Annotated in this window: 23 protein-coding genes; 10 read left to right on the forward strand and 13 right to left on the reverse strand. The window is 73.3% G+C overall.

Going from position 1 to position 23,775, the window contains the following annotated elements:
- Nucleotides 1–52: 52 nt before the first annotated feature.
- Entirely contained in the window at nt 53–1,114 is a 1,062-nt protein-coding gene (locus ACFQS7_RS11310; RefSeq protein ID WP_380067149.1) for a hypothetical protein, read from the forward strand.
- 4 nt (nt 1,115–1,118) lie between these two features.
- Here ACFQS7_RS11310 and ACFQS7_RS11315 read toward each other — a convergent pair whose 3' ends face one another.
- Nucleotides 1,119–2,060, reverse strand: a complete 942-nt coding sequence (locus ACFQS7_RS11315; RefSeq protein ID WP_380067150.1) for a tripartite tricarboxylate transporter substrate binding protein — start codon at nt 2,058–2,060, stop codon at nt 1,119–1,121.
- Between the two features lie 84 nt (nt 2,061–2,144).
- Here ACFQS7_RS11315 and ACFQS7_RS11320 point away from each other — a divergent pair, with 84 nt between their 5' ends.
- From ACFQS7_RS11320 to ACFQS7_RS11330, 3 genes are all read left to right on the forward strand, one after another.
- Nucleotides 2,145–2,984, forward strand: a complete 840-nt coding sequence (locus ACFQS7_RS11320; RefSeq protein WP_380067151.1) for an amidohydrolase family protein — start codon at nt 2,145–2,147, stop codon at nt 2,982–2,984.
- A 96-nt stretch (nt 2,985–3,080) separates the two neighbouring features.
- Nucleotides 3,081–3,797 (forward strand): hypothetical protein, encoded by a 717-nt coding sequence (locus ACFQS7_RS11325; RefSeq protein WP_380067152.1) that lies wholly within the window; start codon nt 3,081–3,083, stop codon nt 3,795–3,797.
- A 141-nt stretch (nt 3,798–3,938) separates the two neighbouring features.
- Nucleotides 3,939–4,943: a VOC family protein gene (locus ACFQS7_RS11330; RefSeq protein WP_380067153.1), complete on the forward strand. Its 1,005-nt coding sequence runs from the start codon at nt 3,939–3,941 to the stop codon at nt 4,941–4,943.
- 21 nt (nt 4,944–4,964) lie between these two features.
- On the opposite strand, the gene ACFQS7_RS11335 is transcribed toward ACFQS7_RS11330, so the two are convergent.
- The 3 genes from ACFQS7_RS11335 to ACFQS7_RS11345 all read right to left on the reverse strand — a co-directional run bounded on the left by ACFQS7_RS11335 (nt 4,965) and on the right by ACFQS7_RS11345 (nt 8,036).
- On the reverse strand, nt 4,965–5,948 hold the full coding sequence (locus tag ACFQS7_RS11335; RefSeq protein ID WP_380067154.1) for a Bug family tripartite tricarboxylate transporter substrate binding protein: 984 nt from the start codon (nt 5,946–5,948) through the stop codon (nt 4,965–4,967).
- A gap of 100 nt (nt 5,949–6,048) precedes the next feature.
- Nucleotides 6,049–7,023, reverse strand: a complete 975-nt coding sequence (locus ACFQS7_RS11340) for a Bug family tripartite tricarboxylate transporter substrate binding protein (RefSeq protein WP_380067155.1) — start codon at nt 7,021–7,023, stop codon at nt 6,049–6,051.
- Between the two features lie 50 nt (nt 7,024–7,073).
- Nucleotides 7,074–8,036 carry a Bug family tripartite tricarboxylate transporter substrate binding protein gene (locus tag ACFQS7_RS11345; RefSeq protein ID WP_380067156.1) on the reverse strand — a complete coding sequence of 321 codons (963 nt, stop codon included), beginning with the start codon at nt 8,034–8,036 and terminating at the stop codon, nt 7,074–7,076.
- Between the two features lie 189 nt (nt 8,037–8,225).
- Here ACFQS7_RS11345 and ACFQS7_RS11350 point away from each other — a divergent pair, with 189 nt between their 5' ends.
- Together ACFQS7_RS11350 and ACFQS7_RS11355 are read left to right on the forward strand one after the other, a co-directional pair.
- Nucleotides 8,226–9,197 carry a Bug family tripartite tricarboxylate transporter substrate binding protein gene (locus ACFQS7_RS11350; protein ID WP_380067157.1) on the forward strand — a complete coding sequence of 324 codons (972 nt, stop codon included), beginning with the start codon at nt 8,226–8,228 and terminating at the stop codon, nt 9,195–9,197.
- Complete coding sequence (locus ACFQS7_RS11355) at nt 9,194–10,177, forward strand: tripartite tricarboxylate transporter substrate-binding protein (RefSeq protein WP_380067158.1); 984 nt, start codon at nt 9,194–9,196, stop codon at nt 10,175–10,177. The genes ACFQS7_RS11350 and ACFQS7_RS11355 overlap by 4 nt, the downstream gene beginning before the upstream one ends.
- A 266-nt stretch (nt 10,178–10,443) precedes the next feature.
- Here ACFQS7_RS11355 and ACFQS7_RS11360 read toward each other — a convergent pair whose 3' ends face one another.
- A complete protein-coding gene (locus ACFQS7_RS11360; RefSeq protein WP_380067159.1) occupies nt 10,444–10,743 on the reverse strand; it encodes a DUF1488 family protein in 300 nt (99 codons plus the stop codon).
- A gap of 139 nt (nt 10,744–10,882) precedes the next feature.
- Nucleotides 10,883–12,100 carry an MFS transporter gene (locus ACFQS7_RS11365; RefSeq protein WP_380067160.1) on the reverse strand — a complete coding sequence of 406 codons (1,218 nt, stop codon included), beginning with the start codon at nt 12,098–12,100 and terminating at the stop codon, nt 10,883–10,885.
- 109 nt (nt 12,101–12,209) lie between these two features.
- Here ACFQS7_RS11365 and ACFQS7_RS11370 point away from each other — a divergent pair, with 109 nt between their 5' ends.
- Nucleotides 12,210–13,052, forward strand: a complete 843-nt coding sequence (locus ACFQS7_RS11370) for an alpha/beta fold hydrolase (protein WP_380067161.1) — start codon at nt 12,210–12,212, stop codon at nt 13,050–13,052.
- Nucleotides 13,053–13,061: 9 nt separating this feature from the next.
- Here the strand turns inward: ACFQS7_RS11370 and ACFQS7_RS11375 are convergent, their stop codons facing one another.
- The 5 genes from ACFQS7_RS11375 to ACFQS7_RS11395 form a co-directional block, all read right to left on the reverse strand.
- Nucleotides 13,062–14,873, reverse strand: coding sequence for an ABC-F family ATP-binding cassette domain-containing protein (locus ACFQS7_RS11375; protein WP_380067162.1), 1,812 nt, complete (start codon nt 14,871–14,873; stop codon nt 13,062–13,064).
- 86 nt (nt 14,874–14,959) lie between these two features.
- Entirely contained in the window at nt 14,960–15,262 is a 303-nt protein-coding gene (locus tag ACFQS7_RS11380; RefSeq protein WP_380067163.1) for a hypothetical protein, read from the reverse strand.
- Between the two features lie 117 nt (nt 15,263–15,379).
- A complete protein-coding gene (locus ACFQS7_RS11385; RefSeq protein WP_380067164.1) occupies nt 15,380–17,815 on the reverse strand; it encodes a methyl-accepting chemotaxis protein in 2,436 nt (811 codons plus the stop codon).
- 77 nt (nt 17,816–17,892) lie between these two features.
- Complete coding sequence (locus tag ACFQS7_RS11390) at nt 17,893–19,287, reverse strand: carbohydrate porin (protein ID WP_380067165.1); 1,395 nt, start codon at nt 19,285–19,287, stop codon at nt 17,893–17,895.
- 101 nt (nt 19,288–19,388) lie between these two features.
- The gene (locus tag ACFQS7_RS11395; protein ID WP_380067166.1) at nt 19,389–19,925 is read right to left on the reverse strand and encodes a carbohydrate porin; all 537 of its coding nucleotides are present in this window, start codon (nt 19,923–19,925) and stop codon (nt 19,389–19,391) included.
- Nucleotides 19,926–20,065: 140 nt separating this feature from the next.
- Between ACFQS7_RS11395 and ACFQS7_RS11400 the strand changes: the two genes are divergently transcribed.
- The 3 genes from ACFQS7_RS11400 (at nt 20,066) to ACFQS7_RS11410 (ending at nt 21,668) form a co-directional block, all read left to right on the forward strand.
- Nucleotides 20,066–20,773 (forward strand): RraA family protein, encoded by a 708-nt coding sequence (locus ACFQS7_RS11400; RefSeq protein ID WP_380067167.1) that lies wholly within the window; start codon nt 20,066–20,068, stop codon nt 20,771–20,773.
- A gap of 63 nt (nt 20,774–20,836) precedes the next feature.
- The gene (locus ACFQS7_RS11405) at nt 20,837–21,298 is read left to right on the forward strand and encodes an acyl-CoA thioesterase (protein WP_380067168.1); all 462 of its coding nucleotides are present in this window, start codon (nt 20,837–20,839) and stop codon (nt 21,296–21,298) included.
- 136 nt (nt 21,299–21,434) lie between these two features.
- Nucleotides 21,435–21,668, forward strand: coding sequence for a hypothetical protein (locus ACFQS7_RS11410; RefSeq protein ID WP_380067169.1), 234 nt, complete (start codon nt 21,435–21,437; stop codon nt 21,666–21,668).
- A gap of 98 nt (nt 21,669–21,766) precedes the next feature.
- Here the strand turns inward: ACFQS7_RS11410 and ACFQS7_RS11415 are convergent, their stop codons facing one another.
- Together ACFQS7_RS11415 and ACFQS7_RS11420 are read right to left on the reverse strand one after the other, a co-directional pair.
- The gene (locus ACFQS7_RS11415) at nt 21,767–22,705 is read right to left on the reverse strand and encodes a 1-phosphofructokinase family hexose kinase (RefSeq protein ID WP_380067170.1); all 939 of its coding nucleotides are present in this window, start codon (nt 22,703–22,705) and stop codon (nt 21,767–21,769) included.
- Between the two features lie 86 nt (nt 22,706–22,791).
- Nucleotides 22,792–23,751 carry a bifunctional enoyl-CoA hydratase/phosphate acetyltransferase gene (locus tag ACFQS7_RS11420; RefSeq protein ID WP_380067171.1) on the reverse strand — a complete coding sequence of 320 codons (960 nt, stop codon included), beginning with the start codon at nt 23,749–23,751 and terminating at the stop codon, nt 22,792–22,794.
- Between the last annotated feature and the right edge of the window lie 24 nt (nt 23,752–23,775).

Genomic DNA, 23,775 nt, shown 5'->3' on the forward strand with positions numbered 1-23,775 from the left:
GCCGGCGCCACGATGGCTACTCTCCGCCGCGGGAGGGCGCGGCGTGGACCGGTTGCGGCGAAGAACCCTGCTGGGCAGCGGCCTCGTGGCCGGCCTGCCCGGCTGCACCTCGATCGGCCCGACCCGGCTCGACCGGGACCAGCTCGACTATGCGCGGGTCATGGCGGAAGCGGGCAAGCGCCAGACGCTCTTCAGCCTGGTGCGCATGCGCTATGGCGAGCCGCCATCCTTCCTCGCCATCCGCCAGGTCGTCTCGGGCTATACCATGCAGGGCACCGTGCAGGCGGGCGTCAACGCCTACCCTTCCGCGAGCACCAGCACCTTCGGCATCGCGCTCGGTACCGCGCAGTATACCGACCGGCCGACCTTCACCCTCAATCCCGTCAGCGGCGAGCAATTCGTCGAGGCCTATCTGCGGCCCTTCGCCCCGGCCGACGTGCTGCCGCTCATCCAGGGCGGCATTCCGGTGGATCTGCTGTTCCGCCTGATCGCGCAATCCATCGGGCCGATCCAGAACACCCATCCGTTGGGCGGGCCGAACCGCAGCGGCTCGCCGGAATTCCTGCGGCTGCTCGCCCGGCTGGCGAAGCTGCAGGAAGGCGGCGCGCTGCGCGTGCGGCTGCATCGGCACAAGGCGCAGACGCGGGTCTACATCGCGCTCGACACCCGAAGGACGCCCGGGCTGCGCAGCCTTGCCGCCGATGTCTTCGGCCTGCTCAGCCTCGACCCGGCCCTGCAGGAGATCGAGGTCATCTACGGCGTCGCCCAGGACCAGCCGCGCGCCCGGGAGATCCCGGTGCTGACCCGGTCGCTGCTCAACGTGCTCTATGCCATCGCGGCGGAAATCGAACTGCCGGACGAGGATGTCGCGGCGCGGCGCGCGCCGGCGACGCTGCGCGAGCCCGGCAATCCGCGGCCCAGCATCGTGATCCGCTCCGGTCCGTCGCAGCCGTCCCGCAGCTATGCCGCGGTGGTGGTCGGCGGCACCTGGTACTGGGTGGAGGACACCGACTTCCCGTCGAAGCTGGCCTTCACCATCCTCGAATTGCTGAAGTCGATCGCCGAGGGCACGCGCGGCTCGGCGCCCCCGGTGCTCACCATCCCGGCCGGGTGAGCCGTCAGGCCTTCACCGCGCCGCCGATCGCATCCAGCACCGCCGCCATCGCGGCCTGGAAGGCCGGGCCGTCGAGATAGCCATCCGTCTCGCCGGCGCGCTCGACGAAGGCCTGCCAGCCGGGCCGGGCCATCGCCGCGCGAAAGCGGTCGTGCAGCCAGGCCACCGCCGCGTCGGGCGTGTTCGCCGGCACCACCCAGCCCTTCATGTTCTCCAGCGCCATGTCCCAGCCGAGCTCCTTCAGGGTCGGCACATCCGGATAGCCGGCCGCCCGTTCGGCCGAGCAGCAGGCCAGCACCCGCAGCAGCCCGCCATCGGTCAGGCCGCGGAATTCCTCCGGGCTCGCCACCATCAGGTCCACCTGCCCGGCGGCGACCGCCTGCAGCCCCGGCGCGCCGCCGGTGAACGGCACGTGCAGGAACTCGACGCCCGCGCGCTTCTCCAGCACCACGAAGGCGGCGTGGTAGATCGACCCGTTGCCGGAGGAGCCATGGCTGACCGCCTGCGGCTTCACCCGCGCCGCGGCCATCGCTTCCGGCATCGTGCGGTAGGGCCCGTCCGTCCTGGCCAGGATGAACATCTGCTGCCGCATCAGGCGGATCACCGCGCGGAAGCCGTTGCGGGCATCGTAGGGCAGGGTGCGGAAGGCGGGGATGCTGGTGCTCTCGGACCCGCCGCCCATCAGCAGCACATGGCCGTCGCCCGGCATCCCGGCGACCTGCTGCGCCGCGATCGTGCCGCCGGCGCCGGGCTTGTTCACGACGACCAGGGGCTGCGGGAACAGCGGCTGCGCGGCTTCGATGATGGCGCGGGCGATCAGGTCGGCGCCGCCGCCCGGGGCGAAGCCGATGATGCACTGGATCGGCCTCGTCGGTGCCCAGCCCTGCGCCCGCGCCGCCAGGGGCGCGGCCGCGATCCCCGCGATCAGGTGCCGTCGGTGCAGCATGGAGTCCTCCCGGCTTGCTTGGGCCTAGCCTAGCCTGGACAGCGACGCCGCGCGCGCCTTCACTCGGCATCGGAGGGATTACCCATGCCCGATACGCCGCGCCTGCCCGTGCCGCCGGGCGCCTGCGACACGCATATGCACATCTATGGGCCGGTCGCGCGCTACCCGCTCGCCGCCACCGCCGCCAAGCCGCCGCCCTGCCACGCCGACTTGGCCGCCTGGCGCGCGGTGCTGGCGCGGCTGGGCCTCTCGCGCACCGTCGTCGTGCAGCCCTCCGCCTATGGCGCCGACAATCGCTGCACGCTGGATGCGGTCGCGGCGCTGGGCGAGGCGGCGCGCGCCGTCGTCGTCGTCACGCCGGAGACGCCGGAGGCCGAGCTGCACCGCCTGCATGCCGCCGGTGCCCGTGGCGCCCGCTTCTTCATGCTGCAGGGCGCGCCGCAGGGCTGGGACGCGCTGGCCCCCGTCGCCGACCGCATCGCCCCGCTGGGGTGGCACGTGCAGCTGCAATTCGACGGCAGCGGGATGCCGCAGCGCGAGGCCGCGATCCGCGCGCTGCCCTGCCCGGTGGTCATCGACCATGTCGGCCGCTTCCACCCGCCGGTGCCGCCCGACCGGCCGCAGGTCCGCGCCCTGCTGCGCCTGCTGGAGACCGGCCGGGTCTGGATGAAGGCCAGCGCGCCCTACAACACCTCGCTGACGGGCCCGCCGCACTACGACGACGTCAGCGCCATCGCGCGTGCCGCGATCGGCGTGGCGCCGGACCGCATCCTCTGGGCCAGCAACTGGCCGCATCCGAACCCGCCGGACTATCTGATCGACGAGGCCGGCCTGCTCGACCTGCTCGGCCATTGGGTGCCGGACGATGCGACGCGGCGGCGCATCCTGGTGGACAACCCGGCCGCGCTCTACGGTTGGGCCTGAGGGAGGAACCTGGATGCTCACGCCCCCGCTGCCGCCGTTCCCCGGGCCAGGCCCAATCCCCTGTGCTGCCGGCATCGCGACCGCGGCCGTGGTGGCATGACCACGGCACTGATCGAGGCCCGTTTCCGCGGCCCGGACGGGATCGGCAATGGCGGCTATGTCGCCGGCCGGATGGCGGCGCTGCTCGGCACGCAGCCGGCCGAGGTGACGCTGCGCCGCGGCTGGCCGGTCGAGGTGCCGCTCGGCATCGCCCGTGACGGCGCCGCGGTGCAGGCCCGCGACGCCGAGGGCAACCTGGTCGCCGAGGCACGCGCGGCAGCGCTCGACCTCGATGCGCCCGCACCGCCGACGCGGAACCAGGCCGCGGCGGCGACCCGCTGGTTCCTGGCCAGCCCCTTCACCCATTCCACCGGCCTCTGCTTCGTCTGCGGCTCGGCGGCGCCCGGCGGCCTCGGCGTCTATACCGGCAAGGTCGAAGGCCGCCCCGGCATCGCCGCCGCGCTCTGGCGGCCGGATGCCCGCTTCGCCGGTGCGGATGGCCGCATCGCCGCCGAATACCTCTGGTCCGCGCTCGACTGCGCCGGCGCCTTCGCCTTCACGGTGGACACCCTGCCGCAGCGCATGCTGCTCGGCCGCATCACCGGCCGGCTGTCGGGCGGCATCGCGCCGGGCGAGGCGGTGACCGTGCTCGGCTGGCAGATCGGCCGGGAGGGGCGGAAGCTGCAGGCGGGCACCGCGCTGTTCGGCGAGGATGGCGCGCTCCGCGGCATCGCCCGGGCGCTATGGGTCCTGCCCGCCCCCGTCGCGGCGTGACCGCAGCCTGGGCGGGGAAAGCTTCTCCCGGCTCCGGGGCCGGACTTCCACCGGGGGCGGGACATTGCCGCATCCCCGGCTTTTGCCCGGCTTCGCATCGGGTCTAGCATGCGCCCCGGAACACGCGGCGGGGACGGAAGCATGCCCATCCAGGCGCTCGGCTATGTCGGGATCGAGGCGACCTCGCCCGCGGACTGGGCCGGCTTCGGCACCCGGTTCCTTGGCCTGCAACTCGCCGAGCGCAGCGCCGCGCAGCTGGTCTTCCGCATGGATGATCGCCGGCAACGGATCGTCGTCACCCCCGGCACCCGCGACGGCGCCCGCTTCTTCGGCTGGGAGGTGGCGGATGCCGCGGCGCTGGCGGCGCTGGCGGCGCGGCTGGAAGCGGCCGGCCTGCCCGTCGCCCAGGGCGACCGGGCGCTGGCCGGGCAGCGCCGGGTGGCCGGGCTGATCCTGACCCAGGACCCGCTCGGCAACCGGGTCGAGATCGTCCACGGTGCCGAGCACACCGCCGAGCCCTTCCGCCCGGGCCGCTGCATCAGCGGCTTCCGCACCGGCGCGCTGGGCCTCGGCCATGCGGTGCTGACCGTGCCGCGGATGGCCGATGTGCTGCCCTTCTACCGCGACCTGCTGGGCTTCCGGGTCTCCGACTACGTGACCAAGCCGTTCCACGCCACTTTCCTGCACGTGAACCCGCGGCACCATTCGCTGGCGCTGATCGAGACCGGCCAGGCGGGGCTGCACCACCTGATGCTGGAGCTGTTCAACCTGGACGACGTCGGCCAGGGCTACGACCTGGCGATACTGGAGGAGGGGCGGGTCGCCACCAGCCTCGGCCGCCACACCAACGACTTCATGACCAGCTTCTACGCCCGCACCCCGGGCGGCTTCATGGTCGAGTACGGCTGGGGCGGCCGGCAGGTGGACCCGGCGACCTGGCAGGCGGTGGAGATGACCTCCGGCCCCAGCCTCTGGGGCCATGAGCGCCGCTGGGGCAGCCCGGAGATGCGGGCCGAGGCGCAGCGGCTCAAACTCCAGGCCGCGGCGGATGGCGAGCGCGCGCCGGTGCAGGTGCTGCCCGGCAACCACGCCGTCATGCAGGGCGAGTGCCTGTGGTGGGACGCCGCGAAGGCGGCGGCGGAATAGCCCGCCGCCTGGCGTCCCGGCTCAGTCGACCTGGAGCTTGTTCTCCAGGATCACCTTGCGGAACTCTTCCCGGTGGATCTTCAGGAAGGCGGTGAAATCGGCGGTGTCGCGGTGCTGCGGCTGGAAGCCGATGCTGGCCAGGCGCTGCCGGACCTCGGGCGTCGCCAGGGCCCTCCCGGTCTCCTCGGCCAGCCGGGCAACGATCGCCGGCGGGGTACCGGCGGGCATCATGTAGCCGCCGAAGGCGCCGACATCGAAGCCCGGCAGGTTGGCCGCCTTCTCCAGCGGCGGGATCTCCGGCGCCAGTTCGCTGCCCGCCGCCAGCGAGATGCCGAGCGCCCGCAGCCCGCCCTGCCGCACCAGCGGCCCGGTCGCCGCCAGGGTGTCGATGGCGAAGTCCACCTGGCCGGCCATCACCGCGGTCAGCGCCGGGCCGCTGCCCTGGAAGGGCACATGCACCGTGTCGAGCTTCGCCGCCGAGAGGAACATCAGGGTGATCAGATGCGCCGCCGCCCCGGTGCCGGAGGAGGCATAGGTGTATTTCCCTGGCTCCGCCCGCACCTTGGCGATGAACTCCGCCGCGGTCGTGGCGGGGAATTTCGGGTTCACCGTCAGCAGATAGGGCGAGATGCCGATCATCGCGACCGGCGCGAAGTCCTTCTCCGGGTCGTAGGGCGTGCGCTGCACCAGCGGCGCGGTGGTGATCGGCCCGGTCGAGGCGGCGAGGATGGTGTACCCGTCAGGCGCCGCCTTCGCCACGTTGTCGGTGCCGATCATGCCGCCGGCCCCGGCGCGGTTTTCCGGAATGATGGGCTGGCCCCAGAGCTCCGAGATCCGCTGCCCGGCGACGCGCGCCATCAGGTCCGTCGCCTGGCCGGGCGGCCAGGGCACCACCATCCGCACGGCGCGGCCGGGATAGCCGCCCTGCGCGCGGGCGAGGCTGCTGGGAAGGATCGCTGGCGTGGCGAGGCCGGCGGCGGCGAGCATCAGGTGACGGCGTTGCATCTGCGGCGCTTCCTAAGTGTTTTCGCGCATGTGGCGCGGGACGCGTCCCGTGCCAAGCGATTTCGTCACGGAATGGAACCCGGTCCGCGTTCATGCATGCCTATTCCGCCCGGATGCCGAGCTGGCGGATCACCGGGCCGAACAGCGCCGCCTCGGCCCGCAGCAGGCGGCGGAAGCCGTCCGGGCCGATCGGCGCCAGCTCGACCCCGATGCCGGCGAAGCGTTCCTTCATCTCCGGCGTGGCGAAGCCGGCCTCGACCTCGGCCAGCAGCCGGTCGAGGATCGGCTGCGGGGTGCCCGCCGGCAGCAGGAGCCCGTTCCAGCCGCCTATGTCGTACTCCGGCAGCCCGGCGACCTCGGCCAGCGGCGGCGCCCCGGGCAGCATGGCGCTCGGCTTCCTGGTGGTGATGCCGAGCAACCGCAGCTTGCCCTGCTTCACCAGCGCCCCGGCTGCGGCGATGGTCTCGATCGCATAGTCGATCTGCCCGCCGAGGAAGGCCGCCATCGCAGGGCCGCTGCCCTGGAAGGGGATGTGCAGCGCATCGAGCCCGGCCTGCGCGTTGAACACCGCGGTCAGCAGGTGCTGCGCCCCGCCGATGCCGGAGGAGGCATAGGTGTACCTGCCCGGTGCCGCCTTGACCGCGGCGACGAAGCCGCGCGCATCGCTCGCCGGGAAGTCCGGCCGCACCAGCAGCATGTAGGGCGAGATGCCGTAGCAGGCGACCGGGGCGAAGTCGCGCTCCACCACATAGGGCGTGCGCTGCACCAGCGGGCTGAAGGTGATCGGCCCGATCGAGGCGGCCAGCATGGTGTAGCCATCGGGCGGCGACTTGGCGACGAAGTCGGTGCCGATCTGCCCGCCGGCACCGGCCTTGTTCTCCGGCACCACGTTCTGGCCCAGCCGCTGGGTCAGCATCTGCGCCACCAGCCGGCCCTGCAGGTCGGTGGACTGGCCGGGTGGCCAGGGGATGATCATGCGCGCGCCGCGGCTGGGCCAGGCTGCCTGCTGCTGGGCAAGGGCGGGTGCGGCCGCCAAGCCGGCGGCGCCGAGCAGCACGGTCCTGCGATGCGTCATGATTTTCCTCCCGGATATTCCGGGAGCGCAGCACGGCCCGCGGGGCGAGTCTACTCCACCCTCATGCCGGCGCGCTGCACGACCGGCGCCCAGCGGGCGCGGTCCTCGGCGAAGAAGCGGGCGAAGGCCGCCGGGCTCTCGCTCGGCGCGACCTCGACGCCGCCATCCGTCAGGCGGTGGCGCAGCTCGGGCTCGGCCAGCACCGCATTCAGCGCGGCATGCAGCCTGGCGATGCGGTCGGGCGGGGTGCCGCCGGTGGCCAGCAGGCCGAACCAGGTCGCCGCCTCGATCTGCGGGAAACCCTGTTCGCCGGTGGTCGGCAGGTCGGGCATGGCGGCGCTGCGCGTGCCCCCGGCGATGGCGATGGCGCGCAGCGCACCGGACTGGATATGCGGCTGCATCGGCGCGAGCGCATTGGTGAAGACCTGCACCCTGCCGGCGACCATGTCGTTCAGCGCCGGGCCGGTGCCGCGATAGGGAATGTGCTCCATCTCCACGCCGAGCGCCTGCAGCAGCATCGCACCCGCGGCATGGCCGGTGCTGCCGACGCCGGGCGAGGCATAGGCCAGCGGCGGGCCGCGCCGCGCCACGGCCTGCAATTCCTTCAGGCTGGTCACCGGCAGCGACGGATGCACGACGATGACGTTCGGCCCGAGCGCCATCAGCCCGATCGGCGCGAAGGCGGTGGCGACGTCGTAGGGCACCTTGGCCTGCACGAGCGAGGTGATGGTCAGGCTGCCGCTGCCGCCGAGCAGGATGGTATGGCCGTCGGGCGCCGCCCGGGCGACCACCTCCGCTCCCAGCATGCCGCCGGCGCCGCCGCGGTTCTCGATGACGAAGGGCTGGCCAAGCCGGGCCGCCATGCCCTCCGTCACCAGCCGGCCGATGATGTCGTTGGTGCCGCCGGGCGGCCAGGGGATGACCAGGCGGAGCGGCCGGTCGGGGAAGGGGGCCTGGGCCTGCGCCGCGGCGGGCAGCAGCAGGGCCAGGATGAGCATGAGGCGCGGCAGCATGGTGGTCCTTCCCGGTGCCGCGGTCGCCGCCGCGGTCGGGTGGCAGTGTCCACCGGCTGCCGCAGCGGGGAAAGACCCGCCGCCGCAGCTTTGCCGTGACAGCGGCGCCGCTGCGCCAGCAGAATGGCCGCAAGCGCCCGGCGCCGCGTCCCTGCGCGGCGACATGGGCGCAACGGGAGGCCATGATCCATGCACCGCCGCACCATGCTCGGCGCCGCCGCGACGCTGCCCCTGCTGGCGACGCCGAGCCTCGCCCAGGCGCCCTGGCCGGCACGCTCGCTGCGCCTGGTCATCCCCTGGCCGCCGGGCCAGTCCACCGATATCCAGGGGCGCCTGATGGCCGCCTGGCTCTCCGAGCGGCTGGGCCAGACCGTGGTGCCGGAGAACCGGCCCGGCGCCGGCGGGCAGATCGGCACGAGTGCCGCCGCCAAGGCGGCGCCCGATGGCTACACGCTCCTCTCGGCCTCGATCGGTCCCATCACCTTCAGCCCGCTGGTGCAGCGCACGCCCTACGACGTGGAGCGCGAGCTGGCGCCGGTCGCCACCTTCGGCCTGGCGCCGTTCATGCTGCTGGTGAAGCCGGACTTCCCGGCGCAGGACCTGCGGAGCTTCCTCGCGCTGGTGCGGGCCAATCCGGGCAGGTTCAGCCACAACTCCTCCGGCGTCGGCGGGGCGCAGCACCTGCTGACCGCGCTGTTCAACGCCAAGGCCGGGCTGAATGCCCTGCACGTGCCCTTCCAGGGCAGCGCGCCGGCGCTGGCGGCGCTGCTCGGCGGCCAGGTGGATTACGGCATCGACACCCCGGCCGCGGCCTGGCGGCTGGTGCAGGAAGGCCAGCTCCGGGCGTTGGGCCTCAGCACCGCCAAGCCCTCGCCGCTGGTGCCGGGGGTGGTGCCGATCGCCAGCGCGGGCGGGCCGCCGGACTACGACATCGGCGGCTGGAACGGCATGATGGTGCCGGCCGGCACCCCGCCGGCGATCATCGCCCGGCTGGTCGCCGAGATCCGTGCCGGGCTGGCGACGCCGGCGCTGCGTCGCCAGTTCGAATCGGTGGGCGTCGAGGTGGAGCCGCTGGGGCCGGAGGAGTTCATGACCATGCTGCGCGGCCTCTGGGGGAGCTTCGGGCCGCTGATCCAGCAGCTCGGCATCCGGGCGGAATGACGCTGGCCGGCCGCCGGGTCGCACTCGCCACGCTGCTGGCCCTGCCGGGGCCGGCGCGGGCGCAGCTTGGCACGCAGGCTGGGGCGCCGATCCGCCTGCTGGTGAACGGCACGCCGGGCAGCCTCTCCGACATCCTCTGCCGCACCCTGGCGGAGGGGCTGCGGGACAGGCTCGGGCGGCCGATCGTGCCGGACAACCGCTCGGGCGCCGGCGGCTTCGCCTCGGTGCTCGGCGCGCGCGGGATGCCTGCCGATGGCAGCGTGCTGGTGCAGGCGAATATCGGCGTCACCGCGTTGGCGCCGCTGGTCTTCCGCCGCCCGCCGATCGACCCGGATGCCGAGCTGGCGCCGATCTGCCACCTGACGGACAGCCCCTTCGGCCTGGCGGTGCGCGCCGATGCGGCGGGTGGGGGGACGCTGGCCGGCTGGCTGGCGGCGATGCGGGCGCGCGGCGGGGGCGAGGTGGCGGTGAACAGCGCCACCGGCCTGCCGCGCTTCATGGTGCACCGGCTGTCGGCGGTGTCGGGCGTGCCGCTGACCCCGGTGATCTACCGCAGCAGCGGCGCCATGCTGCCTGACCTGGAGGCCGGGCATGTGCCGGCCGGGCTGACCATCGGCGGCGAGTTCATCGAGCAGCACCGCGCCGGCCGGCTGCGGCTGCTGGCGCAGAGCCTGGGCGAGGGGCGCTGGTCCCTGGCACCGGAGGTGCCGCGGTTCAACGAGCAGGGCCTCGGCGATTTCGTCGCCAGCGCCTGGAACGGGCTGTTCGCCCCGGCCGGCCTGCCGGAGTTGCGCGCGCTGGCGATCGCCACGGCGGTAACCGCGGCGTTGCACGCGCCCGAAGCCCTGATGCGGCTGCAGCCGATGGGGCTGGAGCCGACCGGCGGCACGCCCGCGCAACTCCGCGCCCGCATCGCCGTCGACCGGGCGCGTTGGGCGCCGGTGATCGCGGCGTCTGGCTTCAAGGCGGATGACCCCTAGCCCGGGCCGGGAGAGAATGCGCCACGCGCCTGGTGCCGGGCCTGGTCAGGTTCGGCACGCAGGATCGCTCGCAGGCCACGTGTGGCAGACGGGTCTTCGGCCCGGGCCAGGCCGCGCTGACGCCATCGAAGCGGTTCAGCGTGCGGAGTGATCGAGGACCAGCCGCGCGCCCTGCCAAGCGCCCAGACCCCCGTTCCGTTGCCGCCGCCCGGGTCGCCGGTCCGCGGCAATCTCGGGTGGGCTGGCGGCCCGGCGGCAGGCGCCCGCTATTCGGCCGGCGCGTCCTCTTCCTCGAAGTCGTCGGAGAACAGGTTCATCAACCCGCCGGTCGCAGCCGAGCGACCGGCCAGCTTGCGCCGCGCCACCTCCTCGATCTTCTCCTGTGCCGCGGCGAAGCAGGGCAGCACGTCCGGTGGACGGAGCCAGCGGCGGTTGCTGATGTCCTGCAGCGCGCCCAGCGAGATGGCACAGGCAAATGCTGTACCGTTCTCCTCGACCTCGAAGAGGACGCGGCGGCCATCGACCCGCGCGCGCAGCGCCGGCTTCGCCTGGGGAGCCTTGGACATGAGGTGATCCTCCAGCCGAGGCAGGCTCGGACAGTGACGTTGCCACGCTCTGACGAGGGTGGGGTATATCATCCAATTGGGGCTTGCCGACCCGCAGCACAACCGGCGGCACATCACAGGGGGCGGCCTCGCGAGCGGTTCAGCGCCGCAGGGTATGCGCGGCGGTCGCCACCACCATGGCCAGCCCGGCCGCCGCCATCACCGGAATTGCCGCCGCCGGGCCCCAGGAATCCGCCAGGACGCCGATCGTCAACTGCCCCACCGGTCCCATGCCGATGCAGGTGGTGACCAGGCCGAGCACGCGGGACCGCGCCTCGGGCGGCGCCTGGGTGACCGGCAGCGCGGTCTGCAGCGCGGCGAAGAGCGCGGTGCCGATGCCGCCCAGCATCAGGATCGCCACTGCCCATGGCAGGCTGGGGGCGAGCGCCACGAGCAGCAGGCAGAGCAGGAAGAACCCGCCTCCCGCCAGCATCAGCGCCGGCGAGAGCGGCACCCCTCGGCGGGAGGCCATGACGAGGCCGGTCAGCAGCGCGCCGGCCGGCTCGGCGGCCGAGAGCAGGCCGATCTGCACCGGGCTGGCGGCGAAGGCCAGCGTGCCGAAGGCGGGCAGCACGGCCATGAAGCAGAAGCCGAAGACGTTCATCGCTATGGTGATCAGCACCACCGCCTGCAGCACCCGCATCCGCCGCACCACGCCGACCGCATCCGCCATCTCGGCCAGCAGCAGGCGCGGCACGAAGCGCCGGGTCGCCTGGGTGTAGCGGACGCCGGCCAGCAGCAGGAAGGTCAGCGCGTAGCAGCCGGCGGCGACCAGATAGGCCGCGGCCAGGCCGAGGTATTCGTACAGCGCGCCGCCCAGCAGTGGCCCGGCCATGCGTGTGGTGTTCGCCGTCAGGCTGTCGAAGGCGACGGCGGTGACCACGTCGCGCTCGCCCGCGACCTCGGTCAGCATCCGCCGGCGCGACGCCATCTCCCCGGTCCAGACCAGGCCGCCGAGAAAGCCCTGGCATCCCAGGTGCCAGACCTGCAGCGCACCGGACAGCGCGAGCGCCAGGATCACCAGCGCGCCGAGGCAGGTCGCGGCCTGGCCGGCCATCAGCAGGCGGCGGCGGTCGAGCACCTCGGCCAGCGCGCCGGCGGCCGCGCCCAGCAGCAGCATGGGCAGCGCCCGCATCAGCGCGACCATCGAGACCGCGAGGGCGGACTGCGTCGTCTCGAAGGTCCAGATGGCGGCGACCAGGATCTCCACCCAGCGCATGGCATTGGCGATGCCACCCACCGCCCAGAGGCGGCGGAAGGCGGGCAGGGCGAGCAGCCGCCGGAGCGGATGCGAGGAGTCGGTGATGTCCTGGGGCATGGCTGGCGTTGCGGCCAGCCTTGCCCGGTGCGGCGGGACTGCCAAGGGGCTGGCGCGCACGCCGTTCCGGTGCAGGATGCGCCCCAAGCAATCCCGGAGGAGACATGCCATGCCCTATGCCCCGTCCGAAGGCGCGCGCATCTGGTACGAGGAGGCCGGCACCGGCCTGCCGATCCTGTTCATCCACGAGTTCGGCGCCGACCACCGGGAATGGGAGGACCAGGTCCGGTTCTTCTCCCGCGAGTACCGCTGCATCACCTATGCGGCGCGTGGCTACACGCCCTCCGACGTCCCCACCGACCCCAAGCTCTACGGCCAGGATTTCGCGGTGAAGGACGCGGTCGCGGTGCTGCGGCATCTCGGCATCGACCGGGCACATGTCGTCGGGCTTTCCATGGGTGGCTTCGCCGCGATCCTGTTCGGCCTGCGCCATCCGGAGATGGCGATCTCGCTGGTCCCGGCCGGCGCCGGCTCGGGCTCCCCGCGGGAGGAGCAGGCGGCCTTCCGCGCCGCCTGCGTGGCGCGCGGCGAGACGCTGGTCTCCCAGGGCTGGGCCGGCGAGCTGGCCGAGGAGACCGGGCATTCGCCGACCCGCATCCAGCTCAAGAAGAAGGACCCGCGCGGCTGGGCCGCCTACATGGAACGCCTTTCGCAGCATTCCGGCCTCGGCAGCGGCCTGACCATGAAGCACTACCAGGGCGAGCGGGATTCGATCTTCGACTGGGAGGCCGATCTGCGACGGATGGAGGTGCCGACGCTGCTGGCGGTGGGCGACGAGGACGGGCCCTGCGTCGCCACCAATGTCTGGCTGAAATCCGTGCTGCCGAATTGCGGGTTGTGGCTCTGCCCGCGTACCGGGCATGCGATCAACCTGGAGGAACCGGCGGCCTTCAACCGCGAGGTCGCGGCCTTCCTGTCGACGGTCGAGCGGGGCCGCTGGACGCTGGGGTGACGCCGGGGGCTACCCGGCCCCCATCTCCTCCCGCAGCAGCTCCAGCTCCAGCCATTCCTCCTCCGCCGCGGCCAGCGCCGCCTGCTTCTCGGCCAAGGCCGCGCTGAAGCGGTCGAACCGCGCCCGGTCGCGGCCATAGAGGCCGGGAGCGGCCAGCGCCGTGCGCAGCGTGGCGACCTCCTTCTCCAGCGCCGCCATGCGGCCCGGCAGCGTCTCCAGGGCGTGCTGCTGCTTGAAGGTCATCCGCCGCTTCGTGGCCGGCGCCGGGGTGGCGGCGGTCGGCTTCGGTGCCGCGGCAGGCTTGGCCGGCTCCACCACCTTGGCCTCCACGCCGCGACCGCGCTGGGTCACCATGTCGGAATAGCCGCCCGGGTATTCCTGCCAGCGGCCGTCGCCCTCGGCCACAATCACGCTGGTGCAGACCCGGTCGAGGAAGTCGCGGTCGTGGCTGACCACCAGCACGGTGCCGGGGTAGTCGGCCAGCAGCTCCTCCAGCAGGTCCAGCGTCTCCAGGTCGAGGTCGTTGGTCGGCTCGTCCAGCACCAGCAGGTTGGACGGCTTGGCCAGGGCACGGGCCAGCATCAGCCGGCCCCGCTCGCCGCCCGAGAGCACGCCGACCGCGGTCCGCGCCTGGTCGGGGATGAAGAGGAAGTCCTTCATGTAGCCGATAACGTGGCGCTTCTGCCCGGCCACCTCCACCTGGTCGCCGCTGCCGCCGGTCAGCGCCGCCTGCAGGCTGACCGCGGGGTCGAGGCTTTCCCGCTTCTGGTCGAGCGTCACCATCAGCAGCCCGGTGCCGAGCCGGACCTCGCCGGCATCGGGCGACAGCGCGCCGGTCAGCAGGTTCAGCAGCGTGGTCTTGCCGGCGCCATTGGGGCCGACGATGCCGACCCGGTCGCGCCGCAGGATGCGGGTGGAGAAGTCGCGCACCACCGGGCCTTCGCCATAGTCCTTCGTCACGCCTTCCGCTTGCGTGACCACCGAGCCGCTGCCCTCGCCCTCGGTCGCGGCCATGCGCACGGTGCCGGTCGCCTTCAGCGTCTCCCGCCGGCGCTGCCGCAGCGCGGCCAGTTCGCCGACGCGCCGCATGTTGCGCTTGCGCCGGGCGGTGACGCCGTAGCGCATCCAGTGCTCCTCCCGCACGATCTTGCGGTCGAGCTTGTGGGCGGCGGTCTCCTCCTCCTCCAGCACCTGGTCGCGCCAGGGCTCGAACTGGGAGAAGCCCTGTTCCAGCCGGCGGGTCACGCCGCGGTCGAGCCAGACCATCGCCCGGCTCAGCCGTTCGAGGAAGCGCCGGTCGTGGCTGATCAGCACCAGCGCGCCGCGGAACTGCGCCAGCTCCTGCTCCAGCCAGGCGATTGCCGGCAGGTCGAGGTGATTGGTCGGCTCATCGAGCAGCAGGATGTCGGGCGAGGGGGCCAGCGCCCGGGCCAGCGCCGCCCGCCTTGCCTCGCCGCCCGAGAGCCGCGCCGGTTCCTCCTCCCCGCCCAGGCCGAGCTGCTCCAGCAGCCAGCGCGCCCGGTAGGGGTCGTCGGCCGGGCCGAGACCGGATTCGACATGCTCCCAGACCGTCCGCGCGCCGCCGAAGCCCGGCTCCTGCGGCAGGGTGCGCAGCGTGGCGCCGGGCTGCAGGAAGCGGTTGCCGCGCTCGGCCTGGATCTCCCCGGCGGCGACCCGCAGCAGGGTCGACTTGCCGGAGCCGTTGCGGCCGACCAGCGCCACCCGGTCCCCCGCGCCGACCGCGAGGGTCGCGCCGGTGAGCAGCGGCGTGGTGCCGAGATGCAGGTGGATGTCCTGGAGGATGAGAAGCGGTGGGGCCATGCGGCGGGAAAGGGGGGTGGCGGCCCCGCCACGTCAAGCCTCGTCGCGCCGGGAATGCCGGGGTTGGCCGCGGTCCGCCCGGGCGGTCAGCCCTCGTCCGCGCGGCCGGCAGGCGGATCGCGCTCGGCCTCGATCACCGGCGGCCGGGCGATCGCGCTCCAGACCCGGCGCCAGACATCCAGCGGCAGCAGGACATAGGCCTCCGCGCCGTGCCGGGTCAGCACCACCGGGCCGCCCACCGCATGGTCGAGCAGCTTCGGCACCGCCACCTCGACCGGCGCCATGTCGAATCGCGGCTGGCCTTCCAGCCCCGGCGCGGGGCTCTCCACGCCGCCGGAGCGGATCGCCTCGTCCTCGTCCACCCGCCAGCCGGCCATGCCCGGTGCCATCCTGCTGTTCCGCCGCCCGGCGCAGTGCGGGCGCCCTCCGGCTATAGCAGGTTGCCGCGCCGCGGGAGAACGCCGCCCTGGCGAAATCCCCGGCCTTCCGGCGCCGGCGGGGCTGCGTCAGGCGGCGGGTGCCCGGGCCTGCTCCTCCAGCGCCCGTTCCAGCGCGGCGCTGGCCGCCGCATCCGGCGCGAAGCGCAGCCGCTGCCCGTCCCGAGGGTCGTCGCTCAGCACGGTGAAGGGCAGCGGCTGCCCGATGCCCGGCACCCGCAGGCTGCCATGGGCGGCGGGCGGCAGCGGCGCCGTGGCCATGATGCGGGCGCCGCCGACCGAGATGTCGACCAGCCTGGCCTCGACCGGCCTTCCATCCGCGAGCTCCAGCCGCACCTGGCGCGGCAGGGCGACGCGCGGCGCGGCGCGGCGGTCGACCTCCGGCGTGGCGCTGCGGACCACCCGCACCAGCTGGCCGCGCAGCTCGGCGATCGCCTCCCGCGCTTCGGCGGCGCCGCTGCGGACATCGGCGGCGCGGCTGCCAGCCTCGGCGGTCGCCGCCGAGACCTCGGCGATCCGCACCGAGACCTCGCGCGCCGCGGCCGTCGTCTCGGCGACGGTGCGGGCGATCTCCTGGGTCGCCGCCGACTGCTCCTCGACCGCCGTGGCGATCGCCGCCGAGGTCTGGTCGATCCGCCCGACCGCCGCGGCGATGTCGCGCACCGCCGCCACCGCGTTGGCGGTCGCGGTGTCGATGCCGGCGACCAGCCGGCCGATCTCGTCCGTCGCCTGGGCGGTCTGGGCGGCGAGCTGCTTCACTTCGCCTGCCACCACCGCGAAGCCCTTGCCGGCCTCGCCGGCCCGTGCCGCCTCGATCGTCGCGTTCAGCGCCAGCAGGTTGGTCCGGCCGGCGATCTCGGCGATCAGCCGCACCACCGCGCCGACCCGGGCGGCGCTGTCCGACAGCGACCGGATCACCGCCTGGCTGGCCAGCCCCTGTTCCGCCGCCTGGCGGGTGGTGGCCGAGGCCGCGGCGACCTGGGCCGAGATCTCCCGCACGCTGGCCGAGAGCTGCTCGGTCGCCGCCGCCACCGTCTCGGCGTTCTGCAGCGCCTGGTCGGCGGCGGTGGCGACCTGGGCGCTGCTGGCCGCCACGGTCTCGGCGGTCTGCGCCATGCCGTCTGCATCGGCCGCCATCGCCTCCGCCCGCGTGCCGATCCGGGTGACGGCGGCGGTCGCCGCATCCTCCACCCGGTCGGCCATGCCGAGCAGGGCCTGGCGCTTCGCCGCCTCCGCCGCCTCGCGCTCGGCGTCCTGGCGGGCGCGCAGGGCCGCGGCCTCGGCCAAGCCGTCCCGGAACACAGCCACCGCGGCGGCCATGCGGCCGATCTCGTCCCGCCGCGCCGCGCCGGGGATGTCGGGCACTGCCTCCCCAGCCGCCAGGCGGCGCATCGCCACGGCCAGGGCGGTGACCGGCCGGGCGAAGCCGGCGCCGATCCACAGGCCGAGCGGCAGGATCAGCGCCAGCGCGATGCTCAGCAGCAGCAGTCCGCGCGCGACGACCCGGTCGAGCACCGCGAAGGCTTCCGTCGTCGGCACCCGCACCAGGCTGGACCAGCCGAGCCCGGCGAAGCCCATGGCGCCCGGGCTGCGGGCATGGCCGGCGGCCTGGTCGATCCCCTTGCGCGCATGCCGGGCGATCATCGCCCCGGATTCGCCGCGAAGCGCGGCCGCCGCCGCGGCGACGCCGCGCTCGGCCAGGTTCAGGCTGCCGATCACCGCGAAGTCGCGGCGATAGGGGCCGGGCCGGGCGACCGGGTCGTGGTCGACCAGCACCAGCCCGGCGGCATCCAGCACGGTCAGCTCCGCCCCGGGCATGCCGCTCCGCGCCAACCTGGCGTGGAAGTCGGCGACGATCTGCTCGACCAGGCCGAAATCGGCGAAATTCGCCCAGACGCCCAGCAGCCGGCCGGCCTGGTCCTTGACCGGCGCGGCGAAGACGATGCTGTAGCCATCCTCGCCGGGGAAGGCCTCCGCCACCTCGGCGGCGCGGGACGGGGGCTCGACCACGGTGCCGGTCAGCCCTTCCGGCCCCACCAGGAATTCCCCGCGCACCGCGCGGCCGAGCCAGGGCGCCGCGGCGAAGGAGCGGGCATAGAGCGCCTCGGTCGGGATCGGCTTGCCGGCGGCGTCGCGGCTGTTCACCGCCAGGACCTCGCCCGCCGGGTCGACCAGCACCGCCAGCTTGTAGACGCCGTAGAGCGCGACGTATTCGTCGATGGCCCGCACCAGCGGGTTGGCGGCGCCCGGCCGGCGCCAGTTGCCCGGGTCGTGCGCCACGGTGTTGAGGCCGAAGGCCTGCACGTCGCCATAGCGTTCGAACAGGTTGCGGTCGATCGTCTCGCCCAGGCTGGCGGCGGCATCGGCCAGGCGGTCCATCGCGGAGCGGCGCAGCTCGCCGCGCTCGGCCAGGAAGGCGGCGCCCAGCAGGATCGCGGGCGCCAGGCCGAATCCGAGCAGCAGCAGCACGATGCGGCTGCGCATGGCGAAGGCGGGGAGGCGCATGCAGGGGGGATCCGGGCGAGAGGGCGAGACCCCCATCCTGGACGTCGCGGGGTTAATGCCGGCCGAAGGCGGCCGGTTCAGAAGGCGGTGTGCAGGCGCAGGGCGAAGATCGGCACCGGGCCGCGATCCGCATTGTAGGCCGGGTTCACCACCAGCTGCGCATTGGCCGCCAGGTTCACGCCGGGCGCCAGGCGGAGGTCGTAATAGGTCTCGACCACCGATTCCGCGGCATAGCTCAACCTGCCGTCGCCGGTGATGAAGCCGATGCCGCCGGCTTCCATGTAGCGCTGCCGGCCGGAGGAGATCCAGCCGAGGTTGACCGCCAGCCCGACCGTGTCGCCGGCGCGGTCCCAGCGCTTGCCATCGAAGGCCAGCCCGGCCGAGACCGCCCGGTCCATTTCGGTATACATCCAGTTCTGGGTGCGGCCGTCGTTCCAGGACAGCCGGGCGAAGGCGCCGATCCCGTCGGCCAGCTCCTGCTCGGCGTTCAGGGCCAGGTTGTGCTTGCCGTTGTACTTGTTCGGATTCTTGCCGAAGCTGTCGAAGCCGTTGACGTCGAGCTGGTCCCAGGTCGATTGCCGCGCCTGCGAATAGCCATAGAGCAGGCGGACCGCGCCGGGCCGGTTGCCGAGCCGGAAGAAGCGGTCGACCTGGCCGATCACCTGGAAGCCACGGGTCACCGAAGGGTCGAGGAACAGCCCGTTGGCCTGCCGCGCCACCCGGAAGGCGCCGCCGCGGACGCCCCAGCGCCCGTTGTCCCATTCCACCGCGCCGCCCTCGGTCCAGCCGCGCGCATCGGCGGCGAAGTCGAAGGCGCCGCTGCCGACCAGCGCCCAGCCGAGGAACTGGGTACGGGCGTCATGGGCGTAGAGGTTGTCGTCGAAGATGTCCCAGACCGAGATCTTGCCCAGGGTGAAGGTCAGCCGCTCGCGCGGCCGGGTGCTGCCGAAGCGCAGCGGGTCGGCGTCTTCGACCGTCTCGCCGGACAGCGCGACGGTCTGGCGGAGGAAGGCGCGCGGGACGAAGAAGGTCGGCTCGGTGCTGCCCAGGCGGAAGGCCTCGTTGTTCGGGAAATTCGCCACGCCGACCGAATTCGACAGGCCGAAGCCGCGGGTCACCGCGGCATCGATGATGACCTCGGCGCCGTGCCAGAGCTGCCGGCCGATGACCAGGTCGGTGGACAGGGTGTTGCGGGCATTCGCCACCGGCTTGAGGCTGGCGGCGCCGCTGTAGGGCGCGCGGAAATTCGTGTTGCCCTGCAGGATGAAGGTGGCCTGGCCACGCACCATCCAGCCCTGCTGCTCCAGCCGGTCCTGCAGGTCGGCGAGGTCGGGGAAGAGCGCGTCGCCCGGTGGCCCGAGATTGGCGACCGCGGCGCTGCCATAGCCCTGCGCCCGGGCCATGCCGGCGGGCCCCAGGATACCCAGCAACAACCCCGCCAGGGCGCCAAGGCGCCACCCGATCGCCCGCATCCCCTGCACCCCCGCGCCAGGGGGCGCAGTTAGGGCAGCCTCCGCATCGGGGACAAGCGGCCGGGGCCGATCGTCTTCGTCATGTCATCGTCCGGCGGCCTTCAGCAGGCCGCCCGCAGCCGCAGCGTGCCGACCGGCACCGGCCCGCGAGCGGCATTGAAGCGGGGATCGGCGCCCGGCCGGAGATCGAGCGCGGCATGCAGCCCGGGCACCAGGGTGACGTCGTAACAGGCCTCCGCCACCGCTTCCGGGGCATGGTTCAGCCTACCGTCGCCGAGGACGAAGCCGCTGCCGCCGGCCGCCAGGAAGCGCCGCTGCGGCGCCTGCAGCCCGCCGATACTGGCCGCCAGGCCGAAGGTGTCTTCGAGCCGCCCCCAGCGGCCGCCATCGAAGGAGAGGCCGCCGGAGACCGACCAGTCCCTCTCGGTGAACAGGAAATTCTGGCCGCGCCCGTCGTTCCAGCCGAGCCGGGGGAAGGCCCCCATGGTGTCGGTCTGCTGCCGCTCCCAGTTCAGCGCCGCCATGGTCTTGGTGCGCCAGGCGCGGCTGGCCTCGGTATCCGCCTCGCCCGCCCGCACCGCATGCGTCAGGTCCGCATGGCGCGAGGAGCGGTCGCGGCCAGGAGGAGGGAGGCGCATGAGCCCGGTGCGCTAGCGGACGCGACGCCTGGCCAGCCACCGCGCGGCGTGCGATCCGCGAAAGCGTCACGCGGCAAAGGGGGTTTGACCGGCGCCGCGCCGTCACCGATCCTTGGGACTTCCCGGGAGGAATCAGCATTATGGTCGACCGCCTCTTCACCCGCGCGGACCTCGAACTGCTCCGGCGTTGGGACACGCCCACGATCTGCAACGCGATGGAGATCGTCATGCCGGCGCGGCGTGGCCGCGGCTTCACGCTGCAGCCCTTCACCGCCGCCGACCCGTCGCTGCCGCCGATCTGCGGACTGGCCCGCACCGGTCAGATCCGTGCCGCCGCCCCTTCGGGCCGCAGCAAGGAACAGGACAAAGCGGCCCGCATCGGCTGGTACGAATACGTGGCGGACGCCGACCTGCCGACCATCGTGGTGATCGAGGACCTGGACGAGAGCCCCGGCTTCGGCGCCTTCTGGGGCGAGGTGAACAGCAACGTCCACAAGGGGCTCGGCTGCCTCGGCTGCGTCACCTCCGGGTCGTTCCGCGACCTCGACATGCTGGCGCCGGGCTTCCAGATCATCGGCGGCATGATCAACCCGAGCCATGCGCATGTGCACATGGTCGATTTCGGCCGCGACGTGATCGTGCACGGCATGCCGGTGATGCATGACGACGTGGTGCATGCCGACCGCCACGGCGCGGTGGTGATCCCGGCCGAGGCGGTGCGGCAGCTGCCGGCGGCGATCGACCTGATCACCCGCAAGGAAGCGGTGATCCTGGAGATGGCCAAGCGCGACGATTTCGATATCGGCAAGCTTAAGGATGCGCTGTCGCGGTCCGAGGATATCCACTGAGGCGAGCCGATCGGCCGGGCGGCGCGCCGCGCGCCTGGCCGCCGCGTGGATGATGGAGCCCTGATGCCGCACCAGCCCGACCTGCCGCCCGCCCTGGCGGTGGTCCGCCCCGACTGGGTGGACAACAACGGCCATATGAACATGGGCTTCTACATGGTCGTGTTCGACATCGCGACCGACCAGCTCTGGCCGAGCCTCGGGCTCGGGGCGCCGTTCCGCGCCCGCGGCCTGGCCACCTTCGCCGCCGAGGCCTGGGTGAACTACGTGCGCGAAGTGAACGAGGGCATGCCGCTGGCCTGCACCAACGAGGTGCTGGGCTATGACGGCAAGCGGCTGCTGGCGACCCACCGGATGCACCACGCCACCGAGGGCTGGCTCGCCGCCGAGAACGAGGTGCTCTACCTCTGCGTCGATCTCGGCCTGCGGCGGGTGACCCCCTGGCCGGAGGACGTGCTGGCGCGCTTCGCGGCGATGAGCACCGGCCGTCCGGGCAAGCGCCTCGCCTTGAAGCGCCGCGATGGGTAGCAGTCGCGCGAGGATGCGCGCTTAGGTTTGAATTCCATCACCACCGCCCCCAGAGTCCGGTTCGGGCGGCGTGGGGATCGCGCTGCGGTCCAGGCAGGCCAAGGCCGGGCCTGCCGCCCGGATGCGCAGGGTGTGGATGACAAGCGACCTTGATAGCTGCGCCAGGATCGCCTGCCCCACATGTGGGGCCGCCGGCACCGCCTTCTGGCGGAAGGATGCGCTGCGCGGGCAGGGGCGGGAATTGCTGGGCCTGACCCGGGGTTTCGTGCGGCGGCCGGGCGACCACCGGGCAGATCCCTGCATCCTGTGTGCCGCCTGCCATGTCCCCGCCGCTGAGGGTCCCTTCCTGGCGGAGTGTTCCGGCCTCTAGCGCATCCTCGGCGTCGGCGGAAACGCGCCAGCGTGATCTTCTCGAGCGAATTCATTGGCCGGGGACCGCGGCGCGTTTTCCGTCGGGGCGATCTTGCTCTAGGCCGGCGGCAACTCGCCGATCTGCCGCCGCAGCGCCTCGACATCCTCGGCCCGCGGTTTCGCCGTGCCCGGCCGCATCACCGCCGCGGCGCCGCAGGCCATGCCCCAGGCGAAGGCCTCGCGCGGGCTCTCGCCCTGCGCCAGCTTCCAGACCATCGCCGCGAGGAAGCTGTCCCCGGCGCCGACCGCGCCCAGCACCGGCACGTCGAGCGCCCGCAGCCGCAGGATGCCGCCCGGCTCGGCCAGCAGCGCGCCCTCATGCCCCAGCGAGACGGCGCAGAGCGCCGCACCGCCTTCCCGCACCAGCGCCAGCGCCGCCTCGTTCAGCGCCCGCGGCGTGCCGAGCGAACGGCCGACCATCGCCTCGAACTCGCCGCGGCTCGGCTTGATCAAGGCGAGGCCGTGGCCGATGGCCGCCTTCAGCGGTGGGCCGGACGTGTCCAGCACGAGGTGCCGGCGCTGCCGTGCCGCCAGCTCGGCGACGCGGACGTAGAAATCCTCCGGCACGCCGCGCGGCAGGCTGCCGCTGGCGACGATCCAGTCGCCCGGCTCGGCTTCCAGCACCGCGAGCGCCGCGCCCCATTCGGCCTCGGAGACCTCTGGCCCCTCCGGCACGAAGCGGAACTCGTTGCGGGTCGAAAGGTCGTTGACCGTGTGGCACATGCGGGTGCTGCCGGCGATCGGGATGCCGTGGCGCGGCACGCCATCGGCCGCCAGCAGCTCCTCCAGCAACGCGCCGGCCAGGCCGCCGGTCAGGATGACGGCCAGCGTCTCGGCGCCCAATTCGTGCAGCACGCGGGAGACGTTGACGCCGCCGCCGCCGGCGTCGAAGTGCTCGTTTCGCGTGCGGTTCTTGCGGACCGCGCGGATCATGTCCGCATCGGCCGAGATGTCGACGCTGGGGTTGAGCGTCAGGGTGACGATGCGGGAGGCCATATGCAGCGGAGGCTAAGGGCTTCCCGCTGCGCCGCAAACGAAAAAGCGCACCCGGCCCGGGCGTTCCGGTCGCGCGCGCCGCGGCGTCAGTCGTCGCCGTGCTTGGTGATGCGCATCGCGGTCGCCAGCTTCATCACCGCGCAGGAGGCCAGCCGTGCCCGCGCACCCTCGGCCCGGCTGGTCAGGGCGATCGGCACCCTGGCGCCGACCACGATGCCGGCGCTCTCGGCGCCCGCCAGGTATTGCAACTGCTTGGCCAGCATGTTGCCGGCGGTGAGGTCGGGGACCAGCAGGATGTCCGGGTCGCCGGCCACCGGGCTGGTCAGGTTCTTGGAATTCGCCGCCTCCAGGCTGATCGCGTTGTCGAAGGCCAGCGGCCCGTCGACGATGCCGCCCTCGATCTGGCCGCGATCGGCCATCTTCGACAGCGCCGCGGCGTCGAGCGTCGCCGGCTGCTTCGAGGTGACGATCTCCACCGCCGCCAGCACCGCCAGCTTCGGCCGGGCGATGCCCAGCGCGTGGCAGAGATCGATCGCGTTGCGCGCGATGTCCGCCTTGGTCTCGAGGTCCGGGGTGATGTTGATCGCCGCGTCGGTCACCACCAGCGGCTTGTGGTAGCGCGGCACGTCGAGGATGAAGCAGTGGCTGATGCGCCGTTCGGTGCGCAGCCCGCCGTCGCGCGCCACCACGGCGGCCATCAGCTCATCCGTGTGCAGGCTGCCCTTCAGCAGGGCGCCGGCGCGGCCTTCCCGCACCAGGGCCACGGCGCGCTCGGCGGCGGCATGGCTGTGCGGCACGTCCTCGATCAGCGCGCCGGCCAGGTCGATCCCGGCGGCCGCGGCGGCGGCGCGGATCTTCCTCGCCGGGCCGACCAGGATGGGCAGGATCAGCCCGGCCTCGGCCGCCTCCATCGCCCCGGCGAGGCTGGACGCATCCACCGGATGGACCACGGCGCAGGGCAGGGCCGGGCCGGCGGCCACGGCGCGGGCGATCAGCCGGGCCAGCTTGTCGTTCGAAGCCTGGCTATGGTGCAGTGCATCATTCATGCCCCGTGGGTAGCCCGAAGCGGC

Origin of the sequence: Dankookia sp. GCM10030260 (genome assembly GCF_042666655.1) — a bacterium.
Classification (GTDB): Bacteria; Pseudomonadota; Alphaproteobacteria; order Acetobacterales; family Acetobacteraceae; genus Paracraurococcus.